Raw genomic sequence first — 12627 nt, 5'->3', positions numbered from 1 at the left:
ATAGCATGTTTTTCGTCATCAAGCGTTTTTTTGCTTATTATAAACCCTATAAAGGACTATTCATCATTGACTTTTCAAGTGCCGTTTTCATCGCCCTTTTGGAATTGATATTCCCTTTGGCTGTAAACCAGGTTATTGATGAATTACTACCGAGCAATAACTGGAGGATCATCATCCTATCTTGTGTAGGGCTCCTTGGTATCTACTTGTTGAGTACAGGGTTGCACTATGTCGTAACATATTACGGACATAAACTTGGAATTAATATCGAAACGGACCTTCGGAAAAATTTATTTTCAAAACTTCAAAAACAATCTTTCACATTCTTTGATAATAATAAAACGGGTCATTTAGTTTCTAGGATGACGAGTGATTTAATGGATATAGGAGAAGTTGCCCATCATGGTCCTGAAGATTTATTCATTGCATTCATGACCATTTTTGGAGCATTCTTCGTCATGTTTCAAATCAATTGGCAGCTAGCGGTCATCGTATTTGCCGTTGTTCCTTTTTTAATCGTTTTGTCGGTATACTTCAGCCGTAAGATGACTAAGGCTTTCCATTCCATGTTTGGTGACATTGCAAATTACAATGCCCGTATTGAAAATAATATTAGTGGCATTCGTGTTGTTCAGTCTTTCACCAAGGAATCTCACGAAATAGAGTTATTTAACCGCTCAAACTCAGAATTCCGTCATACAAAATTGTTAGCCTATAAAATCATGTCATGGAGTACCTCGATAAATTTCCTTCTGATGAAATTGGTCGCCCTAACAGTATTGGGCTGTGGTGCGTGGTATGTGATTCACGGGAAAATGACGTACGGTGAATTTGTAGCCTTTATTATGTTATCCAATATTTTCGTAGCGCCGATTCAACAAATAAGCGCCATTATTGAAACGTTACCAAAGGGGTATGCAGGGTTCAAGAGGTACCTCGAATTGGTTGATATGCTGCCGGATATCCAAGACAGGGATGGGGCAGTAACCATCGAGGGGGTTAAAGGTGATGTGACATTTGAAAATGTTTCTTTTGGGTATGACTCAAATAGAAACATCCTAAACGATATTACCTTCAGTGTGCCAGCTGGGGAGACGATTGCCATGGTAGGACCATCTGGTGGTGGAAAGACCACGATAAGCAGTTTATTGCCTCGCTTCTATGATATTCAATCAGGTAGCATAAAAATTGATGGCATGGATATCAGGGATTTCACATTAAGTTCTTTACGAAAGCATATCGGAATCGTACAGCAAGATGTATTCCTTTTTGAAGGAACGATTCGTGAGAACATCATGTATGGGAACACGAATGCTACAGACAAACAATTGAACAAGGCAATCGAGGATGCTCAATTAATGAGTGTGATTGATAATTTGCCTGAGGGGTTGGATACGCTAATCGGGGAGCGCGGTGTGAAATTGTCAGGTGGGCAAAAGCAAAGGGTTTCAATAGCCCGTATCTTCCTGAAAAATCCTCCCATTTTAATACTTGATGAAGCCACCTCGGCATTGGATACCGAAACAGAGAAGGCCGTTCAAGAGGCATTGGAGCGTCTTTCTATAAATCGAACGACCATTATCATTGCACATAGGCTAGCGACGATTAAGCATGCTGATCGGATAATCGTCGTCCAAAACGGCCAAATAAAAGAACAAGGAACTCATGAAAAATTAATTCATCACGAAGGAGCATATAAGAAATTGATTCTTGCTCAAACCGTATAATATAGCGCTCTAAAAAAGGGTTCACCAGGATATTGGTGAATCCTTTTTTTTGATTGCAAAGAAAAAGCATTTTGTAGTAGAACATTTAAATGGGAATCACTTTGATTCCTATTAAATATGCGGATTATTGAAAATAAACAGAAATTAAGGTTGTAATTTTGAATGCAGTATAATAAAATAACTTAAAACCAACTAAACTAATTGGAATATTTATATATTTTAGGAGGATAGCTCTTGCAACAGCAAATCATTGAAGTAACCAATGTAAATAAATCGTTTTTAACTGATAAACAAACAATTCATGTTCTTGATCAAGTCTCTTTCCATGTGGAAAAAGGGGAAATCGTCACGTTACTCGGAAAAAGCGGATGTGGAAAAAGTACACTTCTCAATATGGTTGGAGGCTTTGAAAAGCCGGATGAAGGAAGCGTGATTCTAGATGGTAAATCTATAAATCGCCCAACTAAAAAGTGTGTCATGCTGTTTCAACAAATCAATCTCCTTCCGTGGCGTTCGGTTCTGAAAAATGTCGAGCTTGGTCTTACCGGAGAAAAGCTATCTAATGAGGAAAAAAACGAACGGGTGATGGAAGCATTGAAGTTAGTAGGGCTTGAAGCACATCTGCATCAGTTTCCACATCAATTATCTGGCGGGATGCAACAGCGTGTTGCGATTGCACGTGCACTTGCCATTGCACCTGATGTCATTTTAATGGATGAGCCTTTCGCGGCACTGGACACATTCAACCGGTATCATTTACAAGACGAACTTCTTCGAATACAAGAAAAGAAGAAGACGACGATTTTACTTGTTACTCATGATATAGATGAAGCTGTCTATTTGTCGGACAGAATATTGATCATGGAGTCACACCCAGGGAGAATATTTAAAGATATTCCTATTAAGCTTGTAAAACCACGTGATCGGGCACATGGGGATTTTCATTATTATCGAAAGAAGATTCTAGAAGAATTCAAGTTGAGTGGTAATCAATTCGTTCCGGAGTATAACATCTGAGAGGGAGTGGGGTTTTGAGCAAGAAAAGGTGGGGTGCTTCGATACTAATGGCTTTCATTTTGCTGTTTACGACTTCATGTGCACAGCCTACACAGCAACCAGAAGGCAAACCAACTATTAAAATTGGCTATCTTCCCATTACTCATGCTGGTGTTCTCTATATGGATAACCACCTGTATGGTGGGGAGTTTGCAGAGTACAATATCGAGCTTGTTAAGTTCAGCTCCTGGCCCGATTTAATGGATGCCTTAAATACGGGTCGGGTGGAAGGTGCCTCTGTTTTAGTGGAGCTAGCTATGAAGGCGAAAGTGAAAGGTATTGATTTAAAAGCTGTTGCACTCGGTCATAAAGATGGGAATGTTATCATTTCATCGAAGGAGATTGAAAGTGCAAAAGATTTAATAGGTAAAACATTTGCGATTCCTCATAAATACTCGACTCAGAATATTTTGTTGAATAAAATGCTTAAAAAAGAAGGATTGAACTATGAGGATGTGGACGTTGTCGAGATGCCTCCTGCTGAGATGCCGGCAGCACTGTCCGAAAATCGAATTTCGGGTTATGCAGTAGCCGAGCCGTTTGGAGCGATGGCCGTTCAACTTGATAAAGGGAAAGTGCTACACCAATCGGATGAAATATGGCCTAATTCGTATTGTTGTGTATTTGTTTTGAGGAATGACTTTATTCAATCCAACCAAACCGCCACCCAATCACTGGTGACACAATACGTAAAAACCAGTGAACAGGCAGAACATAAAGATAAAGATTTATTTAATTCATTTGATCAATATATGAAGGTAGAGAAAGAAGTACTCGACTTATCACTTGAATGGATATCATTTGATGGATTACGCATTGAAAAAGATGAATACAATAAGCTCCGCAATTCAGTGATCGAGATGGATTTATTTGAAAACCCGCCATCTTTTGAAGAATTCGTGGACAATACATATATTGATAAAGCGATGTGATTATGATGATGGAACTATTAAAAAAACTAATGAATTTTTTTATCGGAATGGTTGTATTAGTTCTACTATGGCAATTGATCATTTGGATAGGGGGGTATGAAGAAGCCCTCTTACCTACACCTTTAAGTGTTGGTAAAGCGATCGTTGCTCTCATAGTTAATGGAACGTTATTTGTCCACCTAAAAGTGAGCCTCGGGAGGTTTATTGCAGGTTATTTATTGGCGGTCATTCCAGCGGTTCTTTTAGGAATGTTCCTAGGTAGATCTCCTCGTCTCTGGAATATAGTGGATCCCATCGTACAAGTGCTGAGGCCGGTTTCACCGGTAGCCTGGTCCCCATTTATCGTCCTATGGTTTGGCATCGGAAACATGCCAGCAATTGCGATCATTTTCATAGCAGCGTTTTATCCTGTACTATTAACGACTGTAGCGGGGGTCAAGAAAATTGATCGTTCTTATTTGAAAATCGCGGAAAACCTAGAAATCAAGAAGCTGCAATTAATGATGAAGATTATTTTTCCAGCGGCTTTTCCTTCCGTCGTGAGTGGTCTTCACCTTGCGCTTGGTACGGCCTGGATTTTCTTGGTTGCAGGTGAAATGGTAGGTGCCCAATCAGGTCTTGGTTATTTAATCGTGGATGCAAGGAATACATTAAATCTTGATTATGTATTGGCTGGAATTGTCTTCATCGGTGTTTGCGGCTTTCTATTGGATCGATTGATTGGTTTGTTTGAGCGCTGGGTAGGCAAGCACTGGGGAAGCTTTTCAAATTAAACAGTGATTATAGTTCAAAAACTGAAAGAAACGCTAGCCTAGTGCTAAGCCTTTCTTTCAGTTTTTTCGTCTATAATATTCTTAGTGATGGTGCTGCTCAATCTTTTCCTTTTCGTCATACGTACCTAAAGTTGTAGCTACTGTGGATACGCCTAGTATTAATACAGCCAACGACACGGTCACAATAATTGTGGAAGGAATGGCTTTCCTGAAAATGGGGTATTCTTCTTTATTCCATAGCCCGATTGCCATGATTACGCTCGCAATATAGATTGTTGTAAAAAATACAATACTTAGTTCTAGATAATTTGTTGTCATAAAGCTAAGCATTGCTCCCATCATCGCTCCCATAAATAGTGCCCCTAGGCTTTCGATGAATATTTTTACAGGCAACTTATAGGTTAATGCTATAACTAAAACCAAGCTTCCTATCATAGCGATTATGGTGGATAGCACCATGTCTGGAATCCATATAGCTACTAAAATTCCGATAATTGTACTCATGGTCATTGTCACAAACATAGCTAAACAACTAGCCATATGATTTTGTTTATAATGTTGTCGAAAGGTGAAGCCAGTTAACACCGTTAAAATTACAACAATACTAAGACTGACTAGTCCTATCATAAACTTCCTCCATTCAGTTTGTGTAAGAAGTGAAAAATGGTTTCTTAATGTGAACAGGTTGAAGAAGTATTCTTGACGGAACATGAATTTTGTTTTGCGGCACGCGGTACATCAAGCGCGGGGTTACGATCAAAGAAGCCAACAGGTTTCAATTGGAAATTTATATAGGCAGTAGGCATAACCGGCCAGTCTTCCGGACGTGTAATATGATGATGTCCCATTGTATACCATACAACGATATCCTCATTATCGATCGATCGATTTGCTTGAATATATTTGGGAAGCCCGTCTCCACCTTTATGTTGATTGGGGTAATTTCCTGTTGCATACAATTCATTACGGTTAAATTGTGTTACATGTAAATGATTTTTGATAAATCCTGCGCGCTTGATGACGCTTGCGCTTTCATGCGCAAATGGAAGGCAGTTCTCACCAGCCATAATTTTATAACCAACCGGCTGATTAACGACATTCTTTGAGTTTTTATTGATGATTTTCCATGTACGCTGGGTTGGCATATCTAAAATACGTACAGCTTCTTTTTCATGTTGGAATGTACGTGATACTGGATAAAATGCATTTGAATATGGATTGTTCGGACCTTCTGGTTCAGCAAGTGTTTCGGTTTCCACCACTGAATTTTTCACACCATCGAGCATTGTATCCAACCGGAAGTTAAAGAAATGTTGATGATGTACAGCGTTTAAGCCAGGGGCAATTTCCGTACCGTATTTTGATTGCCCGGTTTCGTTAAATGTACCGGTATTTAATATACCTGTTAGCTTAACTTCAACCTCAATCGTACCATCTTGATAGAAGCTCCAATAGAAACCATAATCATAATTTCCTACTGTACAGAAGAATGAAATGACTAAGCGCCGTGAGCGACGTACCTCTACATGGTCAGTACGCCAGTCTGTATGTTTCCATCCGATTCCATAATCTTCTTCGTGTAGGCAAATTGCATTTTTAATCGTACGAGGACTGCCAGCCCCATCCGTTAATACCGCGTCGAAATAATGAATGTGTCCTAAACAATCACAACCTAGCTCAAGCGAATTAGCTAATTGACCCATTCCATATTCTCCGGCATCAAAAGCATTTTGTGTGTTATGTGCAAAGGATGCATCTCCATAAGGAACGACCATTTCAGACAATGCTCCGCGATATAGGATGGGCCGGTCCTTTCCTTTATCATTGTAATTCACAGTATAAAGCACAAGTCCTTCGCGAGGGGTAAACCCGTATCGGAAACTCCATTTTTGCCATTTGATTAAATTTCCTTCTACCGTAAAACTTGCACCTTCTGGCTGAATGATCTCTAGTGGCTTCAGGTCCGTTCTAAACTCTATTGAATCACTTGTTTTAGGATAATAGTTAGCATCAACAGTAGGTATCTCACGTACACCGTAGTCTTCGATACGATCAACTTCCATTTTATTCAAATCAACGTACGCGACAATTCCTGTTAATGGATAAGCGTACCCATTATCATCCGCGAATTTTTTCTGCCAACAGATAGCACGAGCGATCCGTTTACCCTCATTTTCAGGAATATTAAAGTATCCTGCCGACCATGGGTCTACCATGATTAAATCTGGGTTATCAATTCCCCGTTTAGATAAAGCTACTTTAAAGTCAGGGTCTGCCTTAACCAAATTCTCGCATTCTAAGAACTCATCAAGCATTATTCCCGGCTGTACACCTGGGATTTCTTCAAATCGAACAATGGACGATGTATTTAATGAGACAACGACTTCAAATGTTGTCTTTAATTCGTTATCTAGTAATACTATAAAAACTTCTCGTTCGAAGTCATCTCCATCAGTGTAATTTAATACTACTTCTTTTAAAGGCTCATGTAATGTTACTGTTGGGAAGCGCACCTTTTCGCTTAAATTCTTCTCGATTTTCACTATGCTCACAGCTTTTTGAATCTCTTCAACGGTAAGTGGTGCTAACGGGTGATTTACCTTTAAAGTTTTTTCTTTTAAAATATCCACATGTAACATCTCCTTTCGTATATAAATTTATTCTATAGTCAGAATATTTAGTTTACAATGTAAAAAACGGAACTAATAGTATCCAATAGTAGATTGAAAATCCTAAAGAAAATAGTCAGTATTTTTGACATGAATATAAAATTTCCTTAAAAATATATTTCTAGAGGGGTATAACCTATGGATACAGTATTTAAGCCTATTCAACCTGAGTGGAATCAAAGATTACAACATATCAACTTGCTCGAACCTACATTATTTTTAAAAAGTTCTGTTGCATATGTATACCAATTTAAAGTGTCATCAAATGTAGAACCAACCGTTTTATTACCCGGAATACCTGATGGGTGTGTCGATATTATCTTTAATATGGAGGGGGATCAGGGCGATTGTTTCTTGATTCCAAGTCCCAAAATAAGGCAGGCCTATAGCTTTAAAACAAACACGACATACTTTGGCATTCGTTCACTTCCACTCCAGACATTGTTTTCTTTTGTATTATCTATGAAAGAAATCAACCAGTATATTCAGTTAGCCTTATTTGAGGTTGCCCCTTCCTTTTCCGTACTTTATAATCAACTCCTAGAAATTTCTACATTAAAGGAAAAACTACACACACTCGAATCATTTCTTCTAAGTAACTGTACTTCCCATTCACCTAATAGTGCTATTGTGAAATGTTGCATGGACATTAGCATACGTTCGAAAGGTAATATACACGTCAAGGATTTTGAAGCGCATACAGGGTACTCTGAGCGTTATTTGCGTACGCTTTTTCAAAATGAGGTCGGGATACCACCAAAACTTTTTTTGGAACTGTTGAATTTCCAATACACGCTTCAAGAAATCTATAGTGGCACATTTAATCTAGAAACGCATATTGTCGAAAGCGGTTCCTATGATACTTCTCATTTCTATAAGAAATTTAAAAAATTCACCCAAATGACGCCTTTCGAATATAGAAAGCTACTAAAAGAAGTTATTTCTTAAAGTGGTTCTTTCAAAGTGTTCTATTATTCTTTTTTTTTGTAAATGAAGTCTAGCGTGTTATACAGCACTTAAGTGTTGTAGAAGAAAGATAAATTGAATGTATAGCGGGAAAATAAAGGTTGGATTAAGCCAACGAGAGATTGGCTATTTGGGGAAGATAAAAAGAGAACGTCCTGATACTTTTCAAGTGTTAGGACGTTCTCTTTTTTATGGTGATGGATAGGTGCTTACCTTTGAAATTCTTTCTCTACTGGAACAACTTTTATGTCCTGAACTAGTTCTCCCGTTTTTTTAGAATAATAGCCTATGCTCACTTCGTCGCCTGTTACAGGGTCGATTAGTTGTTTATAGCATTTTTGCAGATGGTGGCTTCCCCAAATGATAAGTGAATTGAAGACATCTTCTAACTCTTCGCCACTTTTAGTCAATGTATAACGGTAACGAGGAGGGTGGTCCGTATAAAGTTCTGCTGTAACGAGACCTTCCTTTTCTAAGTACTTCAACCGTTCTGATAAAAGATTGGAAGAAATTCCATTTAGCGCTTTTTTTATTTCGTTAAACATGGTATGCCCGTTTAGTATTTCATGTACTACCAATAAGGTCCATCGATCACCGATGATATTAAGTGACTGTGCGATATTACAAGGCAAATCGTACCTAGTTTTCATAAGTATCCCTCCAATGTTTGATTTGATTTTACCATAGTTAGTTAAAAAACAACAAAGTTGCTTTTTTTAACTAAGTATAATAAAATAACCTTATAAAGATTTCCACTTAAAAAATACAAAGCGAGGGTTTTATCATGGGACTATTTTTAATTGAATCATCATTGAAAGATATCGTGTCAAGTAAAGAAGAACTGGATCAAAAGGTGTCAAAACTTCAAGCGGATTTAAAGGAGAGCAACGCTTCATTAGTGGAGCTTCAACTATCGAAAGATTTCTCCCGTTCATTCTTCATTATTGAAGGGGAAGACCAAAATGCTGCAACTGAGACATTAAAAGGTTCAAGTATTCCTGTGGAACTTGTGAAAGAAGTTCGCCTAGTTGGTAAGGAATTAGAAGATGTGAAGAAAAACAATGAAGTCGTCAATTATTTAGTCGAATGGAATATCCCGGAAAATCTTACGATGGATCAATACTTGGCAAGAAAGAAAAAGAATTCCGTACATTATCAAGAGGTGCCTGAAGTGGCATTCTCAAGAACGTATGTGTGTGAAGATATGACTAAATGTCTTTGCTTCTATGATGCACCTGATGAAGCTGCAATTAAGCGTGCTCGTGAAGCAGTACAAACACCCATTACTTCCATTACCGAAATTCATACAGAAACTAAATAATTTTATTTGAGAAACGAGGGACGCCTAAACTTTAAGTTTGGGTGTCCTTTTTTACTTAAAATTATAATCTGAAAATTTTGATTAGATGGTTGCAATTTTATATACAGTATAATAAAATAACCTTAAACCGACTAAACTAATATGAATAAGTGTTTTTTTCAAAGCATTTAAAAAATACAGGTTAATATAGTCGTCCGATCCTATACATAAAAGAACCATCATTAAAGTCATTACTTTTAAGGTTTTATACAAAGGCGGAATGAAAATAGGGGAGTTGTGGTCATGGAATCATGCGTAGTGGATAAAAAACCTATGATCGAACAATTAATTGAAAAGGAGTTAAGACCATTCGTAAAGAAAATAGATGCTGAGGCTTTTTATGCTGAAGGATTTTTGAAAAAGCTCGGTGAGGCCGGTCTGTTTTCTTCCACTAATAAAACGGAAAAAGAAATTTTATTAGATGAAATGTATGTAGTTAAAGAAACAGCTAAAGTATGCATGACAACAGCGTTTTGTCTCTGGTGTCATTTGGCTGCCTTAACCTATATCCGAAATACCGATAATGTAGAAATGAAAACTAGGTTATTGTCAGCTTTTGAAAACGGTGAAGTCCTAGGGGCAACAGGTTTATCCAATCCAATGAAGTATTACGCGGGGCTAGAAAAACTGAATTTGAGCGCGAGACCGACTGAAGGTGGCTATATTGTTAATGGTGTATTGGCGTCCGTTTCCAATCTTGGAGAGAACCATTGGTTTGGATTAATTGCAGGTGTTAGCGAAAACAAACGAATAATGGCCGTGGTTCCTTGTAAATTAGATGGCCTAAAGCTGAAAGAAAAGGTGGATTACCTGGGGATTAACGGGAGTTCTACATATGCATGTTCCTTTAATGATGTATTTATACCTAAAGAATGGGTGTTGTCTGAAAATGCCGATTTGTTCGTGGAAAAAATTCGTCCGGCATTTATTGCCTATCAAATTCCTCTCGGTCTTGGCGTCACCCAATCATCTATCATGGCGATTGAGAAGGTATGTCAAAAGCAGAATGGCTGTAATCAATTCTTGAGAACCCAATCAAATGAACTGCAAGCAGAAGAGCAGCACATACAGGAAGAGATTTTAACCTTATTCAATAGTGAATCACTTGACTGGAAAGAGGTTGCAGATATTCGCCTTAAAACCGCCTACCTAACCCTTAAGGCTGTCCAAACTAATATGCTTCATAATGGGAGTGCCGGTTATCTTAAAGACAGCGCACCATCAAGGAAACTTAGGGAAGCATATTTCTTTGCAAACTTGACACCGACAGTGAAACATTTGGAAAAAGTCCTTACTGTATAACCTAACCCTCATGAGATTTTCTACTCATGGGGATTTTTTAGTGAAGAAAACAACTCTATTACATCTTAAATGGGTATAAAGGCCCGGCATTTTTTTAAAAAGATAAAGGATCAGAACTAAAATAGTACAAGAAGATTAGTGTGGTAAATGGGAAAATGGGTTATTTTAATTTTGGGAATATTATCTAATTTATTCCCGAAAAGGGGGATGTTTCATTGAAAAAGTATTGGAAAAGTATATTTTGTGCGTTAGCCGTCCTTGTGCTATCGCTAACGAGTTTGCAACCTGCTTTAGCAGCGACGGATTTGAAAAAAGCGAAGACGATAAGTCTTGACAAAAACTATACGGGACAGCTATCTGTTACTAATTATGAACAGGTTTTCAAAGTCAAACTCAAGAAAAATGGAAATTTGAAAGTTTTTGTTAAAACGTATAAAAGTAGAAGTTGGTATGTTGAAGTCTTGGACAGCGAGGGCAACCGACTTGATGACTATTACACAAAAACAACCAATGGTACCGAAACCAACGAAATCGGATTAAAGAAGGGTACATACTATATTGTCATCTCCGGAAATAAAGATAAGCCTTACAAGGTGCAAGCTAAGTTCAAAGCGAGCGAGTATTATGAAAGGGAAAGTAACAATACAGTAAAAACAGCAAACACGATAAAAACAGGTAAAAACTATTATGGTGCCCTACAAGAATTTACGGATAAAGATTATTTGAAGTTCACCGTGAAGAATAAAAGGAAAGTGTCAATCACTTATAACAATACACCCAAAGAACAAAGAGATATCTTGATAGTGAATGCGAAGGGGAAGGTCTATAAAACGGTACACACCGACTATCATGTTAAAAAACCTAGTACTAGTTCATTCAGCTTGTCTTTACCAAAGGGGAGTTATCATGTTCTGATTCAATATGGGAGCGGAGCATATAAAATAAAGGTGAAGTAAACAAAAAAACGGTGCAGTCCAGCTAGTGGCTGCACCGTTTTTTCTTAAAACGGGGTGTTTACATATCGTGACTACTGTTATGTTTTTGTCGAGAGTGCTGTCTATTCTTTACTTTGTGAGAACCACTTAGAGGTTCAGGCTGACCTGATTTTTTTTCTTGATTCTTTTGCATGCCTTTTCCATCATTTTTACTCATATGAATCCCCTCCTACTTATTAAGATAATCAGTTCGTTGAAAGTTATTCACAAGCATATTTATAAAAGCATCGTACATCCTAAAGATGAAAACTTATTGAGGAGCTGAATTTGATGCAGGACAAACAAGATAAGCGGAGATCTTTTCAAGAAGCCCAGCAAAGCTACAAACAAGTAAATGATGCCTATTCTTCGATTGAAAAGACGGCACCGAATTATGGAACGGAACTGAAACATGTGAAACAGGAAGTGAATGAAGCTTATCAGCAAATTCAATCTGCTTTAGTCAACGCATCTGAACACCAGCGTGAACAATTGAAGCAGTATGAACAGGATATACAGGAAATCGTGAACGAAGTCAATTCAGATGACTATTGAAAAAGGAATCCTATAGGCCCAGATTTAGATGTGCGTTTACCTAATAAAATGGGCTTTTTGAAGATTAGCACCTTCAAAAAGCCTCTTTTATGGATTCCTTCTTATTTATTGATTCTTCTTGCGCTTTTTATTGTTTTGCCTTTGTACCTCGGTTAAGGGTGGTTCATTACCTAATTCATCATTGTAGCCCACGCCATTGCCTTGTGCTTTTGCTGCGTTCATTCCCGGTATTACATGATTTGCTTTTTGCTTTGCCATTAGATCACCTCCATTTCATAGAGTGTCATAAGGAACGATGATTATGTATTAACTT

The 12627-nt window shown here is 37.8% G+C and carries 14 protein-coding genes; 9 read left to right on the top strand and 5 right to left on the bottom strand.

All coding sequences use genetic code 11. The annotated features are described in order from the left end of the window. Window positions 1–5: 5 nt before the first annotated feature. The 4 genes from ACQKL0_RS10365 to ACQKL0_RS10350 all read left to right on the top strand — a co-directional run bounded on the left by ACQKL0_RS10365 (window position 6) and on the right by ACQKL0_RS10350 (window position 4488). Complete coding sequence (locus tag ACQKL0_RS10365) at window positions 6–1727, top strand: ABC transporter ATP-binding protein (RefSeq protein ID WP_403080155.1); 1722 nt, start codon at window positions 6–8, stop codon at window positions 1725–1727. A 234-nt stretch (window positions 1728–1961) separates the two neighbouring features. Continuing rightward, window positions 1962–2744, top strand: coding sequence for an ABC transporter ATP-binding protein (locus ACQKL0_RS10360; protein ID WP_402959138.1), 783 nt, complete (start codon window positions 1962–1964; stop codon window positions 2742–2744). Window positions 2745–2791: 47 nt separating this feature from the next. After that, entirely contained in the window at window positions 2792–3715 is a 924-nt protein-coding gene (locus tag ACQKL0_RS10355; protein WP_427687397.1) for an ABC transporter substrate-binding protein, read from the top strand. Between the two features lie 8 nt (window positions 3716–3723). Further along, on the top strand, window positions 3724–4488 hold the full coding sequence (locus tag ACQKL0_RS10350) for an ABC transporter permease (RefSeq protein ID WP_402989806.1): 765 nt from the start codon (window positions 3724–3726) through the stop codon (window positions 4486–4488). Between the two features lie 81 nt (window positions 4489–4569). On the opposite strand, the gene ACQKL0_RS10345 is transcribed toward ACQKL0_RS10350, so the two are convergent. Beyond that, on the bottom strand, window positions 4570–4992 hold the full coding sequence (locus tag ACQKL0_RS10345) for a hypothetical protein (RefSeq protein ID WP_402959136.1): 423 nt from the start codon (window positions 4990–4992) through the stop codon (window positions 4570–4572). Window positions 4993–5159: 167 nt separating this feature from the next. After that, window positions 5160–7127: a primary-amine oxidase gene (locus ACQKL0_RS10340; protein WP_427687363.1), complete on the bottom strand. Its 1968-nt coding sequence runs from the start codon at window positions 7125–7127 to the stop codon at window positions 5160–5162. Window positions 7128–7295: 168 nt separating this feature from the next. Here ACQKL0_RS10340 and ACQKL0_RS10335 point away from each other — a divergent pair, with 168 nt between their 5' ends. Then, window positions 7296–8105 (top strand): helix-turn-helix domain-containing protein, encoded by an 810-nt coding sequence (locus ACQKL0_RS10335; RefSeq protein ID WP_402872630.1) that lies wholly within the window; start codon window positions 7296–7298, stop codon window positions 8103–8105. 227 nt (window positions 8106–8332) lie between these two features. Here the strand turns inward: ACQKL0_RS10335 and ACQKL0_RS10330 are convergent, their stop codons facing one another. Continuing rightward, complete coding sequence (locus tag ACQKL0_RS10330) at window positions 8333–8773, bottom strand: winged helix-turn-helix transcriptional regulator (protein ID WP_402872632.1); 441 nt, start codon at window positions 8771–8773, stop codon at window positions 8333–8335. Between the two features lie 134 nt (window positions 8774–8907). Here ACQKL0_RS10330 and ACQKL0_RS10325 point away from each other — a divergent pair, with 134 nt between their 5' ends. The 3 genes from ACQKL0_RS10325 (at window position 8908) to ACQKL0_RS10315 (ending at window position 11741) form a co-directional block, all read left to right on the top strand. Further along, window positions 8908–9444 carry a DUF4242 domain-containing protein gene (locus ACQKL0_RS10325; protein ID WP_402872634.1) on the top strand — a complete coding sequence of 179 codons (537 nt, stop codon included), beginning with the start codon at window positions 8908–8910 and terminating at the stop codon, window positions 9442–9444. A gap of 282 nt (window positions 9445–9726) precedes the next feature. Beyond that, window positions 9727–10785 carry an acyl-CoA dehydrogenase family protein gene (locus tag ACQKL0_RS10320; protein ID WP_427687362.1) on the top strand — a complete coding sequence of 353 codons (1059 nt, stop codon included), beginning with the start codon at window positions 9727–9729 and terminating at the stop codon, window positions 10783–10785. Between the two features lie 215 nt (window positions 10786–11000). Continuing rightward, entirely contained in the window at window positions 11001–11741 is a 741-nt protein-coding gene (locus ACQKL0_RS10315) for a hypothetical protein (protein ID WP_407408722.1), read from the top strand. 58 nt (window positions 11742–11799) lie between these two features. Here the strand turns inward: ACQKL0_RS10315 and ACQKL0_RS10310 are convergent, their stop codons facing one another. Further along, window positions 11800–11937, bottom strand: a complete 138-nt coding sequence (locus ACQKL0_RS10310) for a small acid-soluble spore protein P (RefSeq protein WP_403080153.1) — start codon at window positions 11935–11937, stop codon at window positions 11800–11802. Window positions 11938–12050: 113 nt separating this feature from the next. Here ACQKL0_RS10310 and ACQKL0_RS10305 point away from each other — a divergent pair, with 113 nt between their 5' ends. Then, window positions 12051–12314: a hypothetical protein gene (locus ACQKL0_RS10305; RefSeq protein WP_402872642.1), complete on the top strand. Its 264-nt coding sequence runs from the start codon at window positions 12051–12053 to the stop codon at window positions 12312–12314. Between the two features lie 105 nt (window positions 12315–12419). On the opposite strand, the gene sspO is transcribed toward ACQKL0_RS10305, so the two are convergent. Continuing rightward, window positions 12420–12572, bottom strand: coding sequence for a small acid-soluble spore protein O (gene sspO, locus ACQKL0_RS10300; protein ID WP_402872644.1), 153 nt, complete (start codon window positions 12570–12572; stop codon window positions 12420–12422). Window positions 12573–12627 lie beyond the last annotated feature (55 nt).

Origin of the sequence: Peribacillus sp. NPDC097264 (assembly GCF_050277925.1) — a bacterium.
In the GTDB taxonomy this organism is placed as follows: Bacteria; Bacillota; Bacilli; order Bacillales; family DSM-1321; genus Peribacillus.
This window is presented reverse-complemented; position numbering and strand designations above follow the sequence as displayed.